Annotated in this window: 19 protein-coding genes; 12 read left to right on the forward strand and 7 right to left on the reverse strand. The window is 60.7% G+C overall.

Annotation, left to right across the window (positions count from 1 at the left end; genetic code table 11):
* The first annotated feature begins 5 nt into the window (after positions 1-5).
* Positions 6-398 carry a Sec-independent protein translocase protein TatB gene (tatB, locus tag ACXJ1Z_RS10140; protein ID WP_463776417.1) on the forward strand — a complete coding sequence of 131 codons (393 nt, stop codon included), beginning with the start codon at positions 6-8 and terminating at the stop codon, positions 396-398.
* A gap of 31 nt (positions 399-429) precedes the next feature.
* Complete coding sequence (gene tatC / locus ACXJ1Z_RS10145) at positions 430-1239, forward strand: twin-arginine translocase subunit TatC (RefSeq protein WP_463776419.1); 810 nt, start codon at positions 430-432, stop codon at positions 1237-1239.
* Positions 1240-1702: 463 nt separating this feature from the next.
* Here tatC and ACXJ1Z_RS10150 read toward each other — a convergent pair whose 3' ends face one another.
* From ACXJ1Z_RS10150 to ACXJ1Z_RS10160, 3 genes are read right to left on the reverse strand one after another with little or no spacing between them, the layout of a single operon-like run.
* Entirely contained in the window at positions 1703-2869 is a 1167-nt protein-coding gene (locus ACXJ1Z_RS10150; protein WP_463776421.1) for a glycosyltransferase, read from the reverse strand.
* Positions 2832-4040 carry a glycosyltransferase family 4 protein gene (locus tag ACXJ1Z_RS10155; protein ID WP_463776423.1) on the reverse strand — a complete coding sequence of 403 codons (1209 nt, stop codon included), beginning with the start codon at positions 4038-4040 and terminating at the stop codon, positions 2832-2834. Before ACXJ1Z_RS10155 ends, ACXJ1Z_RS10150 begins: the two co-directional genes overlap by 38 nt.
* Positions 4041-4045: 5 nt before the next feature.
* Positions 4046-5269, reverse strand: coding sequence for a glycosyltransferase family 4 protein (locus tag ACXJ1Z_RS10160; RefSeq protein ID WP_463776425.1), 1224 nt, complete (start codon positions 5267-5269; stop codon positions 4046-4048).
* Between the two features lie 33 nt (positions 5270-5302).
* Here ACXJ1Z_RS10160 and ACXJ1Z_RS10165 point away from each other — a divergent pair, with 33 nt between their 5' ends.
* Positions 5303-6400 (forward strand): glycosyltransferase family 4 protein, encoded by a 1098-nt coding sequence (locus ACXJ1Z_RS10165; protein ID WP_463776426.1) that lies wholly within the window; start codon positions 5303-5305, stop codon positions 6398-6400.
* A 68-nt stretch (positions 6401-6468) separates the two neighbouring features.
* On the opposite strand, the gene ACXJ1Z_RS10170 is transcribed toward ACXJ1Z_RS10165, so the two are convergent.
* On the reverse strand, positions 6469-7893 hold the full coding sequence (locus tag ACXJ1Z_RS10170) for an oligosaccharide flippase family protein (protein WP_463776428.1): 1425 nt from the start codon (positions 7891-7893) through the stop codon (positions 6469-6471).
* Between the two features lie 303 nt (positions 7894-8196).
* Here ACXJ1Z_RS10170 and ACXJ1Z_RS10175 point away from each other — a divergent pair, with 303 nt between their 5' ends.
* Positions 8197-9291, forward strand: coding sequence for an acyltransferase family protein (locus ACXJ1Z_RS10175; RefSeq protein WP_463776429.1), 1095 nt, complete (start codon positions 8197-8199; stop codon positions 9289-9291).
* Here the strand turns inward: ACXJ1Z_RS10175 and ACXJ1Z_RS10180 are convergent.
* The gene (locus ACXJ1Z_RS10180) at positions 9217-10659 is read right to left on the reverse strand and encodes a DUF6418 domain-containing protein (RefSeq protein WP_463776431.1); all 1443 of its coding nucleotides are present in this window, start codon (positions 10657-10659) and stop codon (positions 9217-9219) included. The two genes, ACXJ1Z_RS10175 and ACXJ1Z_RS10180, sit on opposite strands and share 75 nt — an antisense overlap.
* A gap of 410 nt (positions 10660-11069) precedes the next feature.
* Positions 11070-11567, reverse strand: a complete 498-nt coding sequence (locus ACXJ1Z_RS10185) for a polysaccharide biosynthesis/export family protein (RefSeq protein WP_463776433.1) — start codon at positions 11565-11567, stop codon at positions 11070-11072.
* 447 nt (positions 11568-12014) lie between these two features.
* Between ACXJ1Z_RS10185 and ACXJ1Z_RS10190 the strand changes: the two genes are divergently transcribed.
* The 3 genes from ACXJ1Z_RS10190 to ACXJ1Z_RS10200 all read left to right on the forward strand — a co-directional run bounded on the left by ACXJ1Z_RS10190 (position 12015) and on the right by ACXJ1Z_RS10200 (position 15976).
* Positions 12015-13175 carry an outer membrane beta-barrel protein gene (locus ACXJ1Z_RS10190; protein ID WP_463776434.1) on the forward strand — a complete coding sequence of 387 codons (1161 nt, stop codon included), beginning with the start codon at positions 12015-12017 and terminating at the stop codon, positions 13173-13175.
* 82 nt (positions 13176-13257) lie between these two features.
* Positions 13258-15423 carry a GumC family protein gene (locus tag ACXJ1Z_RS10195; protein ID WP_463776436.1) on the forward strand — a complete coding sequence of 722 codons (2166 nt, stop codon included), beginning with the start codon at positions 13258-13260 and terminating at the stop codon, positions 15421-15423.
* A 310-nt stretch (positions 15424-15733) separates the two neighbouring features.
* Complete coding sequence (locus ACXJ1Z_RS10200; protein WP_463776437.1) at positions 15734-15976, forward strand: XrtV sorting system accessory protein; 243 nt, start codon at positions 15734-15736, stop codon at positions 15974-15976.
* Positions 15977-16126: 150 nt separating this feature from the next.
* On the opposite strand, the gene ACXJ1Z_RS10205 is transcribed toward ACXJ1Z_RS10200, so the two are convergent.
* Positions 16127-16276, reverse strand: coding sequence for a hypothetical protein (locus ACXJ1Z_RS10205; protein WP_463776439.1), 150 nt, complete (start codon positions 16274-16276; stop codon positions 16127-16129).
* A 375-nt stretch (positions 16277-16651) separates the two neighbouring features.
* On the opposite strand from ACXJ1Z_RS10205, the gene ACXJ1Z_RS10210 reads away from it, so the two are divergent.
* The 5 genes from ACXJ1Z_RS10210 (at position 16652) to ACXJ1Z_RS10230 (ending at position 22310) form a co-directional block, all read left to right on the forward strand.
* Positions 16652-17812, forward strand: coding sequence for a cell wall hydrolase (locus ACXJ1Z_RS10210; RefSeq protein WP_463776440.1), 1161 nt, complete (start codon positions 16652-16654; stop codon positions 17810-17812).
* Between the two features lie 505 nt (positions 17813-18317).
* Positions 18318-19811: a UbiA family prenyltransferase gene (locus tag ACXJ1Z_RS10215; protein ID WP_463776442.1), complete on the forward strand. Its 1494-nt coding sequence runs from the start codon at positions 18318-18320 to the stop codon at positions 19809-19811.
* A complete protein-coding gene (locus tag ACXJ1Z_RS10220) occupies positions 19808-20248 on the forward strand; it encodes a GtrA family protein (RefSeq protein WP_463776444.1) in 441 nt (146 codons plus the stop codon). The genes ACXJ1Z_RS10215 and ACXJ1Z_RS10220 overlap by 4 nt, the downstream gene beginning before the upstream one ends.
* Entirely contained in the window at positions 20245-21573 is a 1329-nt protein-coding gene (locus ACXJ1Z_RS10225) for an FAD-binding oxidoreductase (RefSeq protein WP_463776446.1), read from the forward strand. Before ACXJ1Z_RS10220 ends, ACXJ1Z_RS10225 begins: the two co-directional genes overlap by 4 nt.
* The gene (locus ACXJ1Z_RS10230; RefSeq protein ID WP_463776447.1) at positions 21570-22310 is read left to right on the forward strand and encodes an SDR family oxidoreductase; all 741 of its coding nucleotides are present in this window, start codon (positions 21570-21572) and stop codon (positions 22308-22310) included. The genes ACXJ1Z_RS10225 and ACXJ1Z_RS10230 overlap by 4 nt, the downstream gene beginning before the upstream one ends.
* Positions 22311-22362 lie beyond the last annotated feature (52 nt).

The following is a 22362-nucleotide window of genomic DNA, read 5'->3' on the forward strand; positions in this document are numbered from 1 at the left end:
AGCGCATGTTCGACGTCGGTGCATCCGAGATGCTGATGATCGTGATCGTAGCGGTGGTCGTGATCGGTCCCAAAGACATGCCAATGGCGCTGCGCACCGCCGGGCGATGGATCGGCAAGATGCGGCGGATATCGGGTCACTTCCGCAGCGGACTCGACGCCATGGTGCGCGAGGCCGAGCTTGAGGAAATGGAGCGCAAATGGCGTGAGCAGAACGAGGCGATCATGAAATCGCATCCGCAGCTTGCTGCCAGCGATCCGATGACCGGCGACGAACTGAGTGCGCAGCCGACCTCGGCCGAGGCTGCGCTCGCTTCGCTGGAAGACCGCACTTCGCCGCATAAGCGCTCTGACCCGGCCGACGAGGCCGAGCCGCAGTTGCCGCTCCCGCCGCCATGATGGCCGGCAACTCAAGCCTGGTGGCATAGTCATGGCCTTTCGCCTTCAGGACATCGACGATTCGCAGGCGCCACTGCTCGATCACCTGATCGAATTGCGCACGCGACTGTTGCGCGCGCTCGTGGCGTTCGGCATCGCGTTCGCGATCTGCTTCTACTTCGCGGACCGTATCTTCACCTTCCTCGTCGCACCCTTGACACGCGCCTTTCCGCCCGGCGAGGCGGTGCTGATCTATACGAAGCTGTACGAGGCATTCTTCGTCGAAGTGAAGATCGCCATCTTCGCCGCGTTCTTCCTCAGCTTTCCGATCATCGCCAACCAGATCTGGGCTTTCGTCGCGCCGGGCCTCTACGCGAAAGAGAAGAAGGCGTTCCTGCCTTTCCTGATCGCGACCCCGGTGCTGTTCACGATGGGCGCGGCGCTCGCCTATTACGTGGTGATGCCCACCGCGTTTCACTTCTTCCTCGGGTTCGAGGGGCAGAAGGGCGGGCTTAAGCTGGAAGCGCTACCGGGAACCGGCGATTACCTTGCGCTTGTCATGCAGTTCATCTTGGCGTTCGGGATCAGCTTCCTCATGCCGGTGTTGCTAATGCTGCTGAACCGTGCCGGCATCATCACGCGTGAACAGACCAAGGGCGCGCGGCGCTATGCCATCGTCGGGATATTCATCGTCGCTGCCGTGGCGACGCCGCCCGACGTGATCTCCCAGCTGCTGCTGGCGGTGCCGCTATTGCTGCTGTTCGAAGGCACGCTGATCCTGATGTGGTTTACCGAGCGTAGCGACGCACGAACCAAGGCAGCCGAGGAAGCCGCTGCGTCGACCAGCGTGGTGGTCGAGTAGCCGAGCGCGACCGATCTGCCACATTGGTGTTCCGTCGATGCCGGACTTGGCCGTGGCCCGGCTTCGATCGCGGATGGATCGTTCGGTCAAAATGGCGACGGCGAACTTGGCGGTCCATGCCACCACGGACATGGCGACCGTATGCCCAATGTCCTGCGGATCCAGACAGGGTTGCTGCAGCACCGCAAGCTAAATGCGGATTGATTGACGAGAGTCATCTCCAACGCAGCTCCGGCCATTTATGGCGCTGCCGTGGCTGTATCACGGCCCTCCGGCTCATACGTATTTCGAAGAGCTGGAAAAACAACCTCGCTTTCAAACCAGCGGCAGACCGCCTGCGCAATCATTCATGGGACTCGACGCGTGCTCGTGAGGCGGTCGTCCCCGCTAGAGTCACCGTCTCGATTGCGATTGTGCCGGACTGAGGCGCTGCCTACGCACCTTATTTCAGCAACTTCCAAGTTCAAGCGAAGGCATGCGAGATGCTGCCACGCATCGCGATGGCTTGCCGATATACAGCCGATAACGCCATGGCAGTGCGCTCGATCGTGAAGCACTGGGCGAAACGCCGACGACCGGCGAGCCCGGCGGCGGCGAGTTGAGCGCTGGTTCGTGACAGCATCACAGTGCGAAGTGCAACCGGGTCTTCGGCGGGGACCAGCCAACCGGTGCGTCCATTGTCGATCACTTCGGGTAGGCCGCCCACGTTCGTCGCGATTACTGCGCGGCCGGCTCGCATCGCTTCAAGGGCGACAAGGCCAAAGCCTTCCCACCGCGATGGGATAACCACGTAGTCCGCCCAGGCAAGCTCCTGCCGGATGCGCTCGTCATCGCACCAACCCAGGTGGGTGATGCCAGGGCGATCCAGATCGATTGCGGCTTGATCCCCAACGACAGTCGAGCCGATGACGCGAAGATCGATGCGGTCCTCCAATCCGGCGATGGCGGCCAGCAGTATATCGATGCCTTTTTGCCGGTCGAGCCTGCCAATGAACAACGCTCTGCGCGGTCGTCCGACGCCGCGCGTTTCGCAATTGGCCGGGATGGGGGTCCACGGTGCATCGACGATGCCGTTGAGGACCGTCACGATGCGCTCGGGCGCGATGCCGATGGCGATGCCGCGCTCCCGCTCGTATTCCGATATTGCGATCACGCCCTCGCAGCCATGTGAAAGCACCCGCTCGGTCAGGGCCATTGTCCCGCGTTTGGCGGGCGATCCGTCCATGTCGAATGACCATCCATGCGCGCAATAGACGACCGGCGGTCGGCGAGATCCCAGAGCGAGCCCAAGCCTGCCGATCGCGCCGGCAAAGGTCGAGTGGAGATGCACGCAGTCCGGCTGAATGGCCGCCACCTGCCGTGCGGTCGCCTTCCACAGCGCATGGAGCGACCTTGGCGAACGACCGGCACTGTCGAACAGCGTGCGGCAATCCTGGGGAATATCGGGTACCTGGATCACATGTGCAGCAGGCAGAACGGCGTGGACATCGGTGATCGCCATGCTCGCCCGCTGGGCGCGAACCAGCTGATTCAGATATGTCCCGCAGCCGCCTTTTACCGATTCTGCGACGTGGAGTATGCGCATGGCTTGTTCAGGCCGCGCGCGATAGACGAGCGGCAAGGACATCATCGTAGAAGGCCAGATAACGGCGAGCGACCACTTCCGGCTGCGTTTCGGTAAGCACCGAGGCGAACGCTTCCTGGCCGGGCAATCCCTCGCGTCCTGTCCTGATGGTACGCATCATCTGCCCGGCAAGGTTGGCGTCATCGCCCGGGGTGAACAGCCAATCCGCGTTGTCATGGCCGATCAGATCGGGAATGCCGCCCGATCGCGCACCAATCGTCGGTACGCCCATCGCGCAGGCTTCCAGAATGGTGCGGGGAAGGGGTTCCGCCCAGATCGATGGCGCGATCATAACGTCGATCGCTTCGAAGAACGCCCGTGGATCCATGAACCCGGGAAAGGTTACGGGAAGCCCCTGCGCGCGTGCGACAAAGGGATCGAGCGTGTTGTTCGCCTTTCCAGCGACCATGACCTGCCAATTGCCGGGGGCGAGCCGGCGTGCTGCATCGATCAGGGTGCCGACGCCTTTCTCCTCGTTGATCCTGCCCAGGTAGCCAAATGTGAATGGCTGGCCGGCACGGGTCGGTCGCTGATAACCGGGACCTGCACCTTCCACGACGGCAGGATTCCAGATCACCCGCTGAAGACGCTCGGGCAGGTGATCGAAGAAGCCCGCGCGGCGGTGGATGTCGAGTGTCTCGCGTCCTACGGCGGCCACACCCTCGGTGAGGCGATGCCGCCCGACCTTGGCAAAGGTCATCACCTTGCACTTTACACCGCAGGGCCCACCGTCGTGCCACATCGACGCATCGGCGCACAGCAGGTCATAATCGCGCAAGGTGTGGACGATCGGAAGGTCGCGTTCAGCGGCGGCCTCCCACACCGTCGTCGACACATCGACCATCGAATGCGTGTGAATGATGTCGGGCCGGAAGCGGTCGATCACGCGTCCGAAATGGCCGCGCAGACGGTAATTGAACTGCTGCGTGAACTTGCGCCAGCCTCGTTCAAGCTTGCTGTGCCGCGGCCATTCCTCCGCCCAGAACGCGGTTTCGTGCGGCATCCGAAAAACGTCCACGCCGTTGCGCTGCTCGTGGACGAATTTGTCGGGGGTGGTACAGGCCGCTGCGACCTGATGGCCCAAGGCGGTCTGTGCTTCGGCCAGCATCGCCACGGATTTTTCCGCTCCCCCCAGGATGTGGGGCGGGTAGAGCATGCTGAGATGGAGGATCCGCATGGACGTCATCCGTTCGCAGCAACGGGCGCGCCGGATCGTGCCTGTGCCGTGTGATAAAGGTCGAGATAATCGTGCGCGACGTTGGCCGGATCGAGTTGGGTCAGCAGCGCGTCCACTTCGGACTGGCGTGCCGTATCCAGCGGTGCGTGCGTGTCCAATGCGCGGTTCATCGCGAATGCCAAGGCGTCCGCGTCGCCCGGCGACACGCGCCATTCGGGATCGATCCGGCTTACGACTTCACCAATAACCCCTCGCTCGGAGCCGATGACACGACATTCGGCCGCATACGCTTCGATCGTGGTGAGGCCGAACGGTTCATCCCACAGCGGCACGCAAATCAGCACGTCGATCTGCGACAGGAACTCGGTGCTTTCGACATAGCCGTCGAATGTAACCGGAAGCCCTTGTGCCTGAGCCTCAAACGCGCGGCGCTCTGCGCCTTCTCCGGCGATCCGAAGTGTCCATCCGCTCAAGGGTAACTGTCGGCACGCCTGCAGTAATGGCCCGAGACCCTTTTCCCCCACGAGACGCCCCAGAAAGCCGAAGCGTAGAGGCTCGTCGAAGTTGCGTGGATGTCGAGGGCGGCGACGCTTCGGCAGGTGCGCCGGATTCCAGATCACACGGCGGTTTCGGGCCGGTAAATGGGTGAAAAGGCCATGGTCTAGATGTGTCTGCAGCACGGTCTGCGAGACTGCGGCAACGGCATCGATGCGGTCGTGCATCTTGCGCTTGGGTGCGGATAAAACGCGGCATGCGATATGGCGAGGCTCGCACTTGCGCCCATCTTTGAACATCGCGCCGCGAATACAAAGCAAGTCGTAATCATGAAGCGTATGGACGACAGGAACATTCCTGCGCGCAGCCTGATCCCAAACATGCGGTGGTAATTCGACCATGGAATGGGTGTGCAGAACGTCCGGCCTGATGTCGTCGAGAAGTGCCCCGAATTCGGATGAAACTCGACCGTTAAGCACGGTAGCGGCCTTGTTGGCGAGGCGTATGGGCGATGGATATTTTGCCGATTCCAGAATCCACAAGGGATTGCGCGCGTTCAAGGGTCGCGACCTGACGCCATTCAACATGGCTGGCTTCGTGGGTTCCCGCACAAGTGAGCAGGCGGTGACGTCATGACCTGCGGCCGCCTGAACTTCTGCAAGAATGGATGCAACCTTTTCAGCGCCACCGACTAACGATGGTGGATAAAGCGAGCTAAGATGGAGTATGATCAAGCCCTGATTATCCTAGTGGTTAGGTTTCGACGCATGAATGATCTTGGATCAAATCGCGACATCGCAATAAATGGTCGTTTCATGATGCAACGACTGAGTGGAGTTCAGCGATATAGTCGGGAGATCGTGATTGCGATGGACCGTCTGATCCAAAATCAATCTACAAAGTTGGATGGATTTCGCTGGAAGCTGATGGTTCCTCCCGGAGCAGATCAGGCTCTGCAGCTAGGCGCCATCACCATTGAAGTCGTCGGCAAGGGCGGAGGCCATCTGTGGGAACAACGGGATCTGGCGCGCGCTGCCGCAAAATCGCGATTGTTGAACCTGGGCAATAGCGGACCTGTTTTTCACCGAGATAGACTGGTGGTCATTCACGATGCAGCAGTCTTCCGCACGCCGGGTAATTTCGGCCTGAAATATCGTATCGCCCATCGTGCGCTTGGCCGTATTCTGGCGCGAACCGGGCGCATCGGGACAGTATCGAAGTTTTCGCAGCAAGAACTCGCGCAAACATTGGCGTTGCGTGAAGACGCCATCCTGGTGGCTTACAACGGATGCGATCATTTTGTCGGAAGCGCATCAGACGATCTGGTGTTAGCGCGTTTGGGTCTTGAGCCGCAACGGTATTTCCTCTTCGTCGGCAGCCCCGCGCCCAACAAGAACCTTCCGGTTCTTCTGGACGCTTTTGCTAGAATGGGTCGAGACGGCGCCAAGCTCGTGGTGGTGGGATCACTTGATCGCAGCGTTTTCGGGGGTGAGGGTACTGCCGCGGCGAAGAATGTGATCCTGGCGTCCCGTCGAACCGATGCGGAAATAGCTTCGCTCTACGCGCACGCGACGGCACTTGTATTCCCCAGCCTCTATGAGGGTTTCGGTATCCCTCCCCTGGAAGCAATGGCTACCGGTTGCCCGGTAATTGCGTCGGACATTCCGGTTTTGCATGAAGTCTGTGCAAATGCGGCAACTTACTTTCCACGCGCCGATGCTGACCGCCTCGCCGAAATCATGCGTGAGCACTGGGATGTATCACAAAGAAATGCGCAGCAACGTCTTTTGGCAATGGAGCGTGTGGATCGCTTTACATGGGAGAGTAGCGCGCGCGTCCTGATTGATGCCATGGTCGCGCCATAAAGAGGCGTTTATCCCGGGTATCGAACTGCATCTGGTTGGCTGGCGAGGGGGCTATATTGCACCCCCGCCTAAGCGGGCATCAAGCCGCGAACCGCTTGAACGATCGGACGGTGGCTGCACGCATTGATCGCTAGGACGGTTAATATGTAGATCAGCGTCATATAGCTCCATTGTTGCCAATCAAGCGGTCGCAATCCGTAAAGAGCAGCGGTTGCGCAACCTGCCGCCGTGGCCAGGATCGGAACGGCCAGGCTGTGCAGATATTCGATCACGTTTATTCTGGCAGCCCATAGCTTCGCCAGGATCTGTCCTACCGCGACGATGCTGCCGACGATCAGATAGGTGACCGCGAAAGCCTGGATGCCAAACGGCAGCGATGCGACAAAGCCGACCAATAGCGCGGCGCTGCTGGCCAGATTCACGTGGAATTGTAGTCTCGCATGCCCGCGCGCGATCAGAACGGCTCCATTGTAAGCCGCCAGCGACTGGAGGGCACCCAGCGGCGCGAGCATCGCGATCAGCGGCAAAGCCTGCTGCCACTGTGGGTGGAGCAACGTCCGCACCGGGAAAGGCAATGCGAGCGCGATCCACATCATCAGCGGAAAGGTGATCGTTGCGGTGAGCAGGCTCAACGACAGCACCGGCGCTGTGAATGCGGCGCGATCGCCATCAAGTGTCGACCCACTGGCTAGACGGCTAAGCGTTGCCAGCAGGACACCTGAAGCGGGCCATGCAAGGGCCATCAGGGGCAGGATCATGAATTGATAGGCCATGCCATAGAGGCCGACCACCGCAGCCCCCAACGTTGCGCCGATGAGCAGCCCCTGCGCATTGCGGGCCGCGAAATTGATGACGTTACTGGCCAAAACCCAACCGCCAAACCCTAGTAACGGCAGCACTCTGTTCCATTGTCCATCAAGCTTGTACAGTTTCCAGGTCAATCCCGTGAAGGACACGGCGCGCGTGGCTTGCAGTGCGATGTGAAAGCCGATCACGCCCCAAATGCCCGCCTGCAGCATGCCGACCAGAGCGGCGCACAGAAGTGCGCCGACGATGGTGGCGCCACCTTCCACGAGCGCGACTTGCTGGTAGCGTAGATCTCGCTCCAACATGGCACGCGGGATCGCCGCCGCGATCGTAAAGCCCACCGCGATCGCCAGCGCTGCCAGGACCGGCGCAAGTCCCGGCATCGAGGCCCAAATCTCGATAGGGCGTGCGAAAGCGATCAGGACTAGCGCCGAAATGGTGGCAATCGCCGCCGAGACTGCAAACGCGGCTCCTGCATCCTCCGGTCGAACGTCAGGTTGACGAATGATGGCACTGCCCAGCCCCATGTCCGTCATCAGCGCAATGAACTGGATAATGGGCAGCGAGAATGTGATCAGGCCATAGTCGGCAGGTAAGACGAAGACGGCCACTAGGGTGGTGATCGCGAATTGCACCGCGGCCTTGAACAGGTTGAGCGACGACATCGATGCCAGGTTCTTCAGCATGAGTAAGCGCCGGTCATCCTCTATGAGACACGTAAGGCAGCGTTCGGACCATCGCTCTGCAGGTAATCACAATGCGCTGAATCAAGCCGTGCAGAAACGTGATCCGATTATGTATCAAAGACGTCACGACCGTTCCCAACGTGCATAAGGCGCGTGGTGACGGTATCGCAACGTGCTGCAGAACCGATCCATTCGCACTTGCAAAATACTGCCGGGACAATGAGGGGGCAATAGCCAGTCAGGATATTCGGCTTCGCGTCCGATCGGTATCGGATCAATTTCAGTGACTTTGGAGAACTACGTATGAAGCAACGAGGAGCATATCTCGGGCGTGTTCAGGTTCTTCGCTTCATCGCGGCTGTCTCGGTTCTGTTCGCACACTTACAGCACGAGGTTGTATCGCGGTTTCCGGATGCTGGTGGCTTCCATCCCTTTACCCTTATCGATGGCGGCTTTGGCGTCGATCTGTTCTTCGTGATCAGCGGCTTCATCATGTATCATGTCGCAGCTGGTAAATTTGGACAGAAGGGTGCCGCGCGTAACTTCCTAATCAGGCGCTATCTGCGTATCGCACCGCTGTATTATCTCGCAACCGTGCTGATGCTGCTCGCGTCCGCCACCTTCTCGAATGCGGTTTCAATCCCCCAGCCTGACCTCGGCCACGTCCTTGCGTCCTTTCTGTTCTTTCCATCGCTGAACGCGTTGGGAGAGGCAGTGCCCGTGCTTAAATTGGGATGGACGCTCAATTTCGAAGCGTACTTCTACGTTGTCTTCGCGATCGCGCTGATGTTCGGCCAGCGCACGGGGCTGTTGGTGATGACGCTTCTGCTCGGGGCGATGGTTGCTCTTGCGAACGTGCTGCCGCATCCACCAACGGCAATCGCCTTTTGGGGGCAGTCGTTGGTGTTCGAATTTATCGGCGGCATCGGCGTGGCCATGTTGTACCATCGCGATTTCAGGCTGAGCAGCGTGGGAGCGTGGTCCGTTATCGCGGCAAGTGTATTGCTGCTTACATGGATGCAGAACAACGGAATGGCAGCTTACCTTCCCCGCGCGGTCTATGCAGGGTTGCCGGCGTGGTTGATCGCGATGGCTGTGGTCGCGGCGCCGTTCGATGCCCATCAAGGGAGATTGAAGCGCTTTCTCGTTGCCGGCGGGGAGGCATCCTACGCGATCTATGTGATCCATCCGTTCGGTATTCGATCGGGCGCGTTGATCTGGAACCGCATCGGCTTGCCGATGGCGCCCTGGCTCTATGTGATGCTGCTCATGATCGTGGTCATCACCGCAGCGTTTGCCGTCAATTTGCTGGTTGAGCGTCCATTAGATCGATGGCTTCGCGGTTGGTTGGATGGATCGCGGCGAGCGGACCTGATTCCGGCGGCTCCTCCTGCCTGAGCGTGCGCCGCCACGGGCAAGGACAAGTAGCGCGAGTTCGATAGCCAGTATCAGCACCAGCCACCGCGCCGAATAAACGCTTGCGATCACCCATGGGGTCGCCTGGATTATCGACGTGCGCAGTTGTACATAGATGTATGCTGCGAACAGTCCGCTCAAGATTGATCGGCTCTCAATTGCATAGGCGATATAGGCGCAGGCGAGCCCGAGAAATCCACCGAGTACGAACATCAGGACGCCCAATCCCAGCCATCCAAAAAGCACAAGCCCCATAGCCTCGGTGACAGCCGTATAGGTGACCGAGCCGGCATTGCGCTGCAACGATGCTCGCAAATAGTCCGGCGCGTAGCGGTTGGAAAAGTAATTGGGCCCGAGCGAATTTTGCACGGCAAACAGATCGATTGATTTTACGCTAAGTGATTGAAGATAGCGTTCGATCAAAGGGGCGTTCCAGTCGACTACGGGAGCGCCGATCGAGGATTGAAGGTACCATAGTTCTCCTTGGCCAACCATCCGTCCGCTTAGTTTCTTGGTGGTTGCGGCACTGGTTTCGGTGAACCCCTTCGAGTAGATGTAGGTGGTCATGCCCATCACTCCCGAGAGCGCAAGCAAGCCACTAAGAGCATAGACCCAGATCCTTCGGGATATCTTGCGATGATGGTAGTAGAGATAGGGGGCCGCGAAGGCTGAGAGTGCGCTTAGCTGGGTGAAGAACTTATCACCAAAAAGGAAATAGATGATCATCAGCAGGGCGAACATGAGTCCCGCACTGATGCGTAGCCATCGCGTCGCAGGCACTACGAATGTGACAAACCCAAGCGCGTAGCCGATCACGAACTTCAGGTTGAGTGCGTAAAGTGTCACTTTGTCCGCAGAGAAGCGTCTGAACAGGAAGCGATCCGTACCGGCGAGTAGGGGGAATCCCGCTTGCAGCCCGCGAAAGATGAGAGCCAGTGCCATCATTCCGGCCAGCGCCAAGGTGATGATGGCGACAAGATTGGCAAAGCGGTCGAGCACCAACGACATCTCTGTGCCTGACCTGCGATCCAGCATCTTCAGAAGCGGACGTACGGCGACGACGAATCCGGCACAAAACATCAGATTGCAGATGGCAAGCGCGCTTGACCATGGACCGGGGCGACCGACAAGGCCCAGTTCGAACATCTCCGCGCCGAACTCTATCATGATCATCGCAACCATGGCGGATGCATTATTGATCAACTGGGGCAGGATGAGCACGGTTCCGCGCGGTTCCAGGCGGAACAGCACGGTGCACAGCCAGATGTAGTTGACGAAAGCTGCCAAAGACCATGCAGGATGGATCCAATATGCAGATCCCAAAAGTGATCCCACGAATGACAGCGCCATGAAGAATGCCTCGAGGGTGAGCTGGCTGTGCTGTCGAGATCTTGAGGAGCGCGGCGAGTTGCCTGCGAAAGGCGCGGGGAGGAAGCGTGCAGATCGCCTTGGATTGGCGGTTGACGATATCATCTCGACACACTTCCCTAGTTGAGGCGCTTCCGGGACCATAACCCACATCTTGTGATGCAATCCTGGTCAATACAATTGAATGGATGCAAGTAGGATTATAGGTGATCTGGCCTAACATGCAGTGCAGACAGCGATCGAACATTTGGCTGATTTGAATCAGCCGCCCTTAAAGTTTGTGAAAAGAACCATGATGGGGCCGCTGCACTTAGATATTCTGTAAATAGAGCGCATTATCTGCCTACCGCCGCGATCAGGCGGGTGTTTAACGACAGCAGGCCGTCTCATGATTAAAAATGGCGTTCAGGAACGCGGATGGTGTCGCCGGGCCTGACGGCGGTGCCTGGCGAAAGCTTGTACGGTGTCTCGCTTGCCTCGCCCCAACGCGTGATCATCGCAGTTCCTTGTTGTGCGCGATATGTGTAGCCTTTGGCGGTAGCGATCGCCTGCCGGACGTTCATGCCCGGAATGAAGGGGTACTGCCCTGGCGCGTTGACCTCACCCAGTACGAAAAACGGGCGATACCGTAGGATCTCAACCGCGACTTTTGGGTCCAGCAAGTACCCACCCTTGGCATAGGCGACGCGGATTGCTTCCTGCAACTCGGCGAGAGTTTTCCCATTTGCTTCGATCGTCCCGACGAGCGGGAGTGCGAGACGCCCGTCGCTCGCTATCTGATATTCGCCGTTAAGCTTGTCCTCGCCGTAGAAGATAAGTCTCAAGCCATCGCCTGATCCCAGGCGGTACTCGGTCGTCTCCGCCACCGATGGCGCTACTTGCCGCGGCATTGATGCACATCCGGACAGCGCCGGCATCAGCGATGCGGCCAAGCCCAGTAGAGCGCCTAACTTTGCTTTCGGCATCTTCGCATTTCCTCCAGAGCGCTTCATTATGCAAACAGGACATCAATCCGATTTGGATGTAAGTTGTCGATACGAACTCATGCCGGGATATCGTCAATTAACGCTCATTCGATGAGCGTGGGTAGTTATACGAGGCCAAGAATAGTGTTGGTGTTTGCACTTGCAACACGAACAACATCGATCATCGTCGGAATTGGCGTTGCGGCACTTTGGCCGTTTGATATCATTGTCGGTATGCGGACTGGAACGATCAAAGGGCTTTGTGGGGCGAGTGCGATGATCGCATTATCGTGTGGCCATGGTGTTCGCGCGCAGAACGTGTCCGCCTCACCCACTGCCGGGACGCAGTTCGACAGGCAGCGGACTCAGGCAGTGAATCAACGTGTGCAGGCGGGCTATGAAGAGGTCGGACTTCGCGCAGCCGGTTTTGCGATCTACCCTCGGCTCAGGGTCCAGGTCGCCTATGACGATAATGTCCGTGCCGTACAGAACGGCAAGGACAGCGATGTTGGCATCGTGATCGAGCCGTCGGTACGCGCCGTGACGCAATGGTCACGCCATCAGCTTGGTCTCACAGCTTCGGCGACGGCAACGCGCTTTGCCAAGCTCAGGACGGAAAGTACTGAGACGTTCGCCGTGCAGGGCGAGGGGCGCTATGATGCTGGAGACGAGATCCGCCTGTTTGGATACGCTGGTTACCGGCGCGACGTCGAGCGCCGGTCCGCCCCGGGAGCCCTGCGAAACACCGTGCGGCCGGCCGCGTTCAATACGGCCCTGGCAGGGGCACAGCTGACTTGGCAGGGCAATCGCCTGCGCTTGGCCGCGACCGGCAGCGCCGCGAGCATCGCCTATGCCGATATAACCACTTTCGCCGGAGTGCGCGTCGATTCACGCGAGCTGGATCGCAAGCGTTATCAGGCGGGATTGCGAGCGGACTATGCGGTAACCGCCGATCTGGCGCTGCTGCTAAGCGGAACGGTCAGCAAGATCGACTACAATCTTCCAGACAACTCGCTGACCGTCGATCGTTCGGCACGCAAAGCTGAATTGCTAGGCGGGGTTAGCTTCGAGTTTACCGACCTGCTGCGCGGCGAGGTCGCAGTCGGATATATCAAGCAAAGCTTTCGCAGTGGCGCCATTCGTGATTTCAGTGGGTTCGGCGGTCGAGCCTCCATCGAATACTTTCCGACGAGGCTGACCACGATCGCCTTCGAAGCGTCCCGAACACTGCAGGATGCAGGCAATCCGCTGGCGCCCAGCTATCGCCGCACCCGCGTAGGTCTGCGAGTGGATCATGAGTTGTACCGGTATATCGTGATTTCGGCCTTGGCGGATTACGAAACCGATCGATTTCAACTGCCGACCCGAACCGAGCGGCGGCCGCACGTTGGACTTACGGGCCAGTATCTGGTCGATCGGCATGCGACCTTGTTCGCGCGCTATGACCATTTGCGGGTGAACACGCGCCCTGTCGAGATCGGCCGGCGCCTGACCGAAAACGTGATGAGCATCGGGGTGTTGCTCAAGCCTTGAGGTGCGAACCTGAAGCCGGCGATCGCGCCAGTAAATTGTAACCAGCCGAACTGCCATGCGGTTCGCTTTTCGCCACGGGAACATGAACTTGACCAACGAGATGACGGCTGGCCAGCACCACGCGCTTGTTGAGCGGGGGCGACCATTCAACGCGGAGGATCCTGTAGGCTATGCGGGATCTCATTCCGGTCAGCTGGATGGCTCCCGGATGGGCCGGTTCGTGCGTGATAACTACAAGCTGTTCCTGGGCATCATGGCCGTCGTGCTCGGGCTCGCGGCGCTCTACACGCTCCGTCAGGAGCCTGTCTTCGAAACGAAGGCAAGCGTCTTGCTCGACCAGCGCAAGAAGCAGGTCGTCCAGGGTCTGGACGATGTTCTTTCCCCGCTACCCGCGGATTCCAGCGTGGTCGATACCGAGGTCGAAATGCTCTCGTCCTCAGGCATGGCTTTTCAAGTCGCCCGTGAGGCCGGACTGATTCCGGACACTCCGGTCGAGCGCATGTCGAGGCAGCAGCAGGAAGATGCGGCGCTGGTGGTAACCGATGTGCTGAAGCATCGCACGATCAGCCGCATCGGTCTGACCTATCTGATCGAGATCCGCTATAAATCAAGCGATCCCGAAACGGCGCAGCGAATGGCCAATCTCTACGCACGCACGTACATAGAATCGCAAGTGAACGTGCGTGTGGAAGAGAACACCCGCGTTCGGCGCCATCTGGAAAACGAGATCAATCGCTTGCGCTCGCAAGTTCTGAGCGCGGATGCCGCCGTCGCTGCGTACAAGGCGCGCACTGGCCTGAACGGCAACACAGCGGCGGGTACGCTGACGGAGCAGGAGATCTCCAGCTACAATCAGACACTGGCGCTCGCTCGGGCGCAGTCCGCTGAAGACGCGCAGCGACTAGGCGCCGCGCAGTCGCAGATCGCGCAAGGTGTCGACAAGCTGGGCGAACTCAATACACCCAGCATGCTGAACCTGCGGGCGCAGCAGGCGACGACCAGTGCCCTGGTGGCGCAGCTGGCCAGTCGTTACGGGCCCAATCACCCGGAGCTGATTACGGCGCGCCAGCAGCTGTCCGATATTGATCGCCTGATCGCCAGCCAAGGCACGCGCGTCGTTTCCGGCCTGCAAGCGCAAGCGCAGGCATCGGCCGGACGGGCTTCCGAGATCGCCGGAAAGCTATCTTCTACCGAGACCAAACTGGCTGGAGCAGATCGTGCTGCCGTCCAGCTTCGTGAACTTGAGAGTCAGGTCGCGGCACCCAAGGCGTTGCTGGACGCGTACATGAGCCGGTTGGCCCAGATCTCCACGCAGAGCGGAGTCGAGCAAGCCGACGCGCGGATCGCCGCCTATGCGCCTTTGCCGGTGCAGGCGTCTGGGCCGAGCTGGCTGGTGAACCTGGCGATCGGCGCGTTCCTGGGGGGCATCCTGTTTGCGATCACCGCCCTGATCAAGCAGGTCTTCGCAGTGGGTGTAGGGTCGGCGGAGGAGGTCGAATCGATCTTCGGGGTCGAATTCCTCGCGGCGGTGCCCCGACTTCGCAACACCGATGACATGGCGATCATCAACCAGGTGGTCGAGGCACCAGGGTCGCCGTATGCGGAGGCCTTGCGGGCTTTGGCGGCCGGTCTGTTCCTGCCGGGCCAGGAGCAGCCAAAAGTCATCGCGCTCACATCGGCTCAAGCCAGTGAAGGCAAATCGACGACGGCCATCGCGCTTGGCCGCAGTCAGGCACTTCGGGGGCGTCGCGTGCTCGTGATCGATTGCGACTTGCAGCGACCGACCTTCCATCACCGGTTCGGTTTCGGCAAGGCCGGACCCGGACTGATCGAAGCATTGCGAGGTGAGGCCAGGCTGACGGACTGTCTGATCGATGACAAGCTTACTCCGGCGCGTTTCCTGCCCGTTGGCGAGATGATCGAGGCGGGGCAGTCAATTGCCTTTGACGAACTTGAAGCGCTCGTCAGTGAAGCGAGAACGATGTTCGATCTTGTCGTGCTGGATCTGCCCCCCGTGTTGCAGGTCGCGGAAGCACGGGCGATCGCCGCCGTCAGCGATGGTGTGGTTTTGCTTACGCGGTGGAAGCACACCTCGCGCCAGGCGATCGAGTTTGCGATTACGCTCCTGACACGATCGGGCAATGCGGTTCTCGGTCTTGTTCTGACCGAGGTTCCCGCAAGCAGTGAGATGATGATGGGAAGCTATAGCGAACCATCGATCGGCAAACTGCGGCTTGCGGCTGGTTGATGATGACGGATCGATGCAAGGTCATGATGGGGCTGGTCGCGCTCAAACCAGAGGGCGGCTACAAGCGAACGGCGGTTTGCGCGGTCCGCAAGGATGAGGCCCCTGACAAGATACGGTCGCGTCGGTTCGCGAGCGTCGGACGTATCGAAACCGCCACTTGCCCCGTCGAATCGGCGGTTGTTGACGCGTCATCAGGGTCGATTGTGCGCTGCAGTAATCGATGGGTCCGTTTCGGAGTGGACTGTTGGGATAGTTCGCGGCGCGAAGCGCCCTCGGGCGGGGCAGATACACGTGTCGGGGGGACACTACGATGAGCACGGTGTATGATTGGCTCACGGTGATCATATTTGCTGGATTGGCGATCATCTACCTGCAGCGATCGGCCGGCGAACGTCCGGACCATGATGCTGTGTGGAAGTACCTGCCGCCCGCAGTTACCTGCGTCGCCGCCAACCAGATCGGGAACGCGGACTGGCCTTTGCCTGCAACCGTCATGATGTTTGGCGTACTGGCATATATCTGGTTTGTCATCAGGCCGCTGGATCGCGCGTGATCGAAGTCATGCCACTATGCCCGAGGATTCGCGCATCGCTTGCCCGACCGAGGTGCCTGGGACACGAAAGTGGCACCTTATCGCGCGATGGCGTGCATCTCAATCCGATGGAGGCACGCAAAATAGCCGGTGGCGTCGTGCTGCCGTGATTCAACGTATGGCGATGAGGATGGTCAGCCAGAGCAGGGTCGAAAGCGCAACGCCATCGATGATCGCTGCCGCGACATGCAGACGACGATGGGTACAAGCGCCGACAGCTTGCGTGCGCAGTCTGTACTGCTCGTTGTTGCCAAAAGTCATGATGGTCATCCTCAGTCGTTTTTATCGTGAAGTCATTAACACGAAGATTGTCCGGCATATGGTGACCCCGAGGCCGTATCGCCTCGACAGTCGATCTGCATGCTTTGCTGCGCTGCACCCTAAAGGGTTGTATCACTGATGAATTTGGCGGCTTCGCATCGGCAGATGTTCGAAAAAATCAGGCTGCTGCGGTCGTGTTCAGGGCTTGGTTGGTCGTATCGATCTGCCTTGGGGCCGAGGCTGTGGCTGCTCGGGCGTCGGGGAGCACGAGCACCTCTGCTGGGCATCGCGTTACTCGTCCTGATACTTGCCGCGGTATTGTCGATTTGCTTCACCCCCGTGTTTTCGCCCGATGATGCAAAGCCACCGCGTGATTTGGCGAGCCTGCTGGGCGTGAACGAGCTTCCGGCCAGTCCCGGTAACGCCGGGCGGGACGGCGCGGTCGAACCGGCACCGTTGCTGGGCAAGGAAGCCGCCCAGTCGAACGCGGCGATGCCGTTCGTCGCCCTCGGACCGGCTGCAAGACCCTTTCGATTTGCTGGCGCACCCGGCGACCGGCTTCGGGCGCGTGCCTGCCTGGCGGCGGCGATGCTCTACGAGGCGGGGGATAATGGCATCGGCCAACTCGCGGTGGGGCAAGTGGTGCTCAATCGCCTGCGCCATCCGGCTTTTCCAGGCAGCATCTGCGGTGTCGTCGCCCAAGGCAGCGATCGACACACCGGTTGTCAGTTCACGTTCACCTGTGACGGGTCGTTGGCGCGTCCCAGCAGTCCTGCAGCACGGGCGAGGGCATTGTCCCATGCGGATCTGATGCTTGATGGGATGGTGTTTGGCGGCGTGGGACTGGCAACGCACTATCACACGGTCGATGTGTATCCGTGGTGGAGCCCCAAGCTGGAAAAGATCGCCCGCGTGGGCACGCACTTGTTCTTTCGCTGGCCTGGTCGCTGGGGTTCGGCTGCGGTGGTCCGGACCAGCCTCGACGGTCACGAACCCTCCGCCGTGCAATTTGCCTCCTTTGTCGATCATGCGGCGGCATCGGTCGAGCTGTCGGATCGGCAGCAAGCTATCGCGTCACAAGGCAATTTCCCGACCATGGAAAGCATCGCTTTGGCGCAGCGGGTGAATGCTGAGGCCAAAGGCCTTGGTGCGGCCAATCATGCGGTTACCGTGTCGGCCCAAGCCATTCCGCTCTCTCGGCGATTGCCTCAGACCTCTTGGTCCCAGCCTTCGAACGCCGAGAGGAATTTGGCCGGACCTATGATCGGCGGCAGCCGCGTGATGCGAACGTTCCCCGATGAAGGCGTGTTCTTCTTGTTGGTCACGCCGCAGGCGAAAGACGCCGCGCTACGCAAGGTCGCGGAATTGCTCTGTGGCGGTCGTGGTGAATGCCACGTCTATGGTTGGCGATCCGCAGTTGCGGTTCCTCCTACCATCCGCGTCGATGCGGACGCTCGCGCAGCGCTTGCTTTCTCGTTTGCCCGGGTCCCCCCTGCCGACAAGCGCGTTGAGCCGCCGCCTGCAAACGCGTTCTAATCGCGTTTCTCTCCAGCACTCCGAACGTTGTTGTTGGATGGGATAGGGGGAAGGGGCGCTCGCATGTCTGGTGCGCCGCCCGGTTGGATCGGAAGCAATCGACGTCAGGCCTCAGCGTCGGCTGTTGGCACAACGCTGGCGAGCTAACGCGTGAGCAGCTACAAAACGCGCACGCATTCGTCTCGTGCTTGCGTTTGCGTGCTTGGCAATCGTGGCCGTAAGCTCATACGAAGACGGCCATGAGATGGTTTGCCGCGCCACGGGTTGATTTCGCTTATGCTCCGGCCATCGTCCCGGGATTGCGCAGCGTGTCCAAGGCCGCGATCTTCAGACCTACAACGCGGCAAGAACGAGGCGCGCTGAAGATGAGGCCGCATGAAGTCGCCTTCGAACGGGTTGTCATGCCATCGGTCATGTTCGGCCGAATGGCTTTGCCATTGCCTGAGCATCGCCCGACATGGCACATCGCTGTTGAGACGAGTGTCCACCATAACGTAGTCAAACCGTGATCGGTCAGAGTGCCAACGTGAGTGCGGCGGACGCCACGCAAAGACGGGAGCATGCCACGCCTGCTCGGAAGCTTCCGGTTTTCCTCGCGGTCGATCTGGATGGTACGCTGCTGCGTTCCAACATGCTCCATGAGACGTTCTGGTCCGCCTTTGCAGCGGATTGGAAGACGCCGCTCGTCGCATTGGCGGCGCTGATCAAGGGGCGGGCACGGCTCAAGTCGGTGTTGGCAGAGCGATCATCTGTCGACATCGGCGTTCTGCCCTATGATGATGACGTGATCGCGTTCATTCGCACCTGGCGTGCGGAGGGCGGGCAGGTGGCGCTGGTTACCGCGACCGATCAAGCCTTGGCGAATGCGATCGCCGCGCATTTGGGGCTGTTCGATGCAGTCTTCGGTTCCGATGGCGTCCGTAACCTCAAGGGGGGAAACAAGGCCGACTTTCTCGTCGAGCGGTTCGGTGCCGGCAACTATGCCTATATCGGCGATACCGATGCGGATGCGCCGGTCTGGCTGCGATCGGGACACGCCGTGGTCAAAAGCCGATCGGCACGGGTCCAGGCGATGGCGTGCCAGCACGATAGCTTTCATGTCCTTGCCCAAGCGCCTGGCAGTGCCAGCAAACTGTTGCAGGCGCTGCGACCCCATCAGTGGGTCAAGAACCTGCTTGTGTTTCTCGCGATCGCCGGGGCCCACCGGCTGTTCGATCTCGACATGTTGATGCGTGCAGGGGGCGCCTTCGTCGCGTTTTGCCTCGTGGCTTCGAGCGTCTACCTCGTCAACGACCTGCTCGATCTCTCCGCTGATCGCGCCCATGCGCGCAAACGCAATCGACCGTTCGCATCCGGGGCAGCCGCGATCGAGCTGGGGCTGCCGCTGGCATCGCTGCTGCTGGTCGCCGGCATGGGCATCGCCGCATTGCTGGGAGCAAAGTTCCTGCTGGTCATCGGCATCTACTTCGTCGCCACGTTGGCCTATTCCTTGTCGCTCAAGCGCTTTCCGATCATGGATATCTGCGTATTGGCAGGACTTTACGCCATCCGCGTGCTGGCCGGTGGCGTCGCGACCGGGCTGCCGATCTCCGTCTGGCTGCTGGCATTCGCGCTTTTCATCTTCTTCTCGCTCGCGGCGGTGAAGCGTCAGGCCGAGTTGGTCGATGCGGTGAAAGCCGGCAAGCTCAAGATCCATGGTCGCGGCTACCACCCCGGCGATCTGGAGCTGGTATCGCAGATGGCGACGGCCTCGGGCTTCGTCGCGGTGCTGGTGATGACACTCTACCTCAGTTCCGAGACGGTCACCAGGATCTACCCTCGCGCCGAGGCGCTTTGGGGGGTGACCCCGGTACTGCTGTTCTGGATCAGCCGCGTCATCTTCAAGGCGCATCGCGGCGAGATGCACGACGATCCGATCGTGTTTGCGGCCAAGGACAAGGTAAGCATGGTGTGCGGTATCCTGGTCGCATGTTTCGTGGTGGCGGCTTCATTGGCATGAGCCTGCCGGTGCTGATCTTGCGCTATGCGCTGTTCGCGGTGATCGCGACGCTTGCGAACCTGGGTGCCCAGCGGCTGGTGCTGCGGCAGGGCGACGGAATGGCCATGTTCATGGCAGCGGTTTTCGTCGGCACGCTGGCCGGTCTTGTCATCAAGTATGTGCTCGACAAACGCTGGATCTTTTTCGACACCGGTAGCGGCCTGAAGCAACATGGGCAGAAGTTCGGGCTCTACACCGCGATGGGTCTCGTCACGACCGCCATCTTCTGGGGCACCGAAAGCACGTTCTGGTTCGTCTGGCATAGCGAGACCATGCGCGAGCTGGGTGCCTTGCTGGGGCTCGCGGTGGGTTACGTGATCAAATACCGCCTTGATCGTCGCTTCGTGTTCACTGACGCCGTGCTTCACCCCGCCGGGGTGGCCAAGGTGGCACGATGAAGCTGTCGGGCTGGGGGCGTTTTCCGCGCGCGGAATGTTCGGTGGTGCGGCCGCGCGATGCCGAAGCTGTCGAGCGGGCGGTAGCCCAGGCGCCGGGTCGAATGATCGCACGCGGCAATGGCCGATCGTATGGCGATAGTGCGTTGAACACGGCCAACACCCTGGACATGCGCGGGCTCGACCGCATTTTGGCGTTCAACCCCGAGCGTGGGGAGGTCGTGGCCGAAGCCGGCGTGCTGCTGGCCGACCTGATCGACGTGTTCCTGCCGCGCGGCTGGTTTCCGGCCGTGACTCCCGGCACCAAGTTCGTGACGGTCGGTGGCGCCATCGCCGCGGATGTCCATGGCAAGAACCATCACCGGCACGGCTCTTTTGGCGCCTTCGTCGATTGGATCGACGTGCTGGGCCCGGACGGCGTGGTCCGTCGCGCCGGTCGCGGCGAAGAGGCGGACCTGTTCGCGTGGACGGTCGGTGGAATGGGCCTGACCGGCGTGATCCTGCGCGCCGCCTTTCGCCTGACGCCCGTGGAGACCGGCTGGATCCGCCAGCAATTGTACCCTGCCCCCGATCTTGCGACGGCCATGGAGCTGTTCGAACGCGCGCAGGACGCCACCTATTCGGTCGCCTGGATTGATTGCCTCGCGCGCGGCGACGCGATGGGGCGTTCGCTGGTCATGGTTGGCGAGCATGCGAAGCTGGCGGAGCTGGACGACGTGGCAGGCGCCAATCGCTGGGGGAGGCCCCAGCGGGGCATCAAATCGGTACCGCTGGAGTTCCCGGCCATCGCGCTCAGTTCCCTGTCGGTGCGGGCGTTCAATACGCTGTATTACGCCAAGGGTAGGCGGCATGCCGGATCTTCGCTGATCGACTACGAGAGCTACTTCTACCCCCTCGACGCCATTTTGGAATGGAACCGCATCTATGGCCGCAGGGGCTTCGCGCAGTTCCAGTGCGTGATCCCGCTCGCCGCCGCGCGCGAAGGGCTGCAGGCCTTGCTGCGCGCGATCGGGCGATCGGGGGAGGGCTCGTTCCTGGCCGTGCTCAAGCGGATGGGGGCGCAGGCCAGTCGCTTTTCGTTTCCGATGGAAGGCTACACGCTCGCGCTGGATTTTCCGATGCGGGAAAGCACGCCCGCCCTGTTCGCCGTGCTTGAGGCGATCGCGATCGACCATGGCGGCCGGTTCTATCTTGCAAAGGACAGCCTGCTCACGCCGACACGGCTGCGCCAGTCCGACGGCCGCACCGCCGCATTCACCAGGATGCGCGAGGCCAGCGGCGCCGCGTCGCGTTTCAGCTCCCTGCAGTCCGAAAGGCTCGTCCTATGACCCGAACCGTCCTCATCATCGGGGCGCGATCCGACATCGGCATCGCCACGGCGCGTGCCTTTGCCGCCAGGGGCTTCGCGGTGCAGCTTGCCGCGCGCAATGCCGCGTCGCTGGCGGACGATCGCAAGGATCTGGTGACGCGCCACGGCGTCGACGTCACCTTGCACGAGGTCGATGCCCTAGACCTTTCCAGCCATGAGGCCTTCATCGCCGAGCTGCCGGTACTGCCGGATATCGCCGTCTGCGCGGTCGGCTACATGGGCGAGCAGAAGCGCAACGAAACGTCTCTGGATGAGATGGCGAAGGTGCTGCGCAGCAATTTCGAGGGACCGGCCAGCCTTCTCGCCGTGCTGGCCAATCGGATGGCGGCGCGAGGGTCGGGGACGTTGGTGGGCATCAGTTCGGTCGCGGGAGAGCGCGGGCGGGCGGCGAACTACATTTACGGCTCGGCCAAGGCGGGTTTCACCGCCTTCCTCTCCGGACTGCGCAACCGCCTCGCGCGGGACAAGACCGGCGTGCATGTGGTCACGGTGCTGCCAGGCTTCGTCCGGACCCAGATGACGCAAGGCATGGATTTGCCGCCCAAGTTGACCGCTCAGCCCGACGAATTGGGCGCCGCGATCGTCAAGGCGGTCGAAAAGGGGCGCGACGTCATCTACGTCCGCCCGATCTGGCAGGGGATCATGCTGGCGATCCGCAACATCCCCGAGTTCAAGTTCAAGACCATGAGCATCTAGTCGGCATGACATCGATCGTCCTGCCATAAGCTCCAAGGCCGTAACTGTCGCT

This window comes from Novosphingobium sp. TK46 (assembly GCF_055361525.1).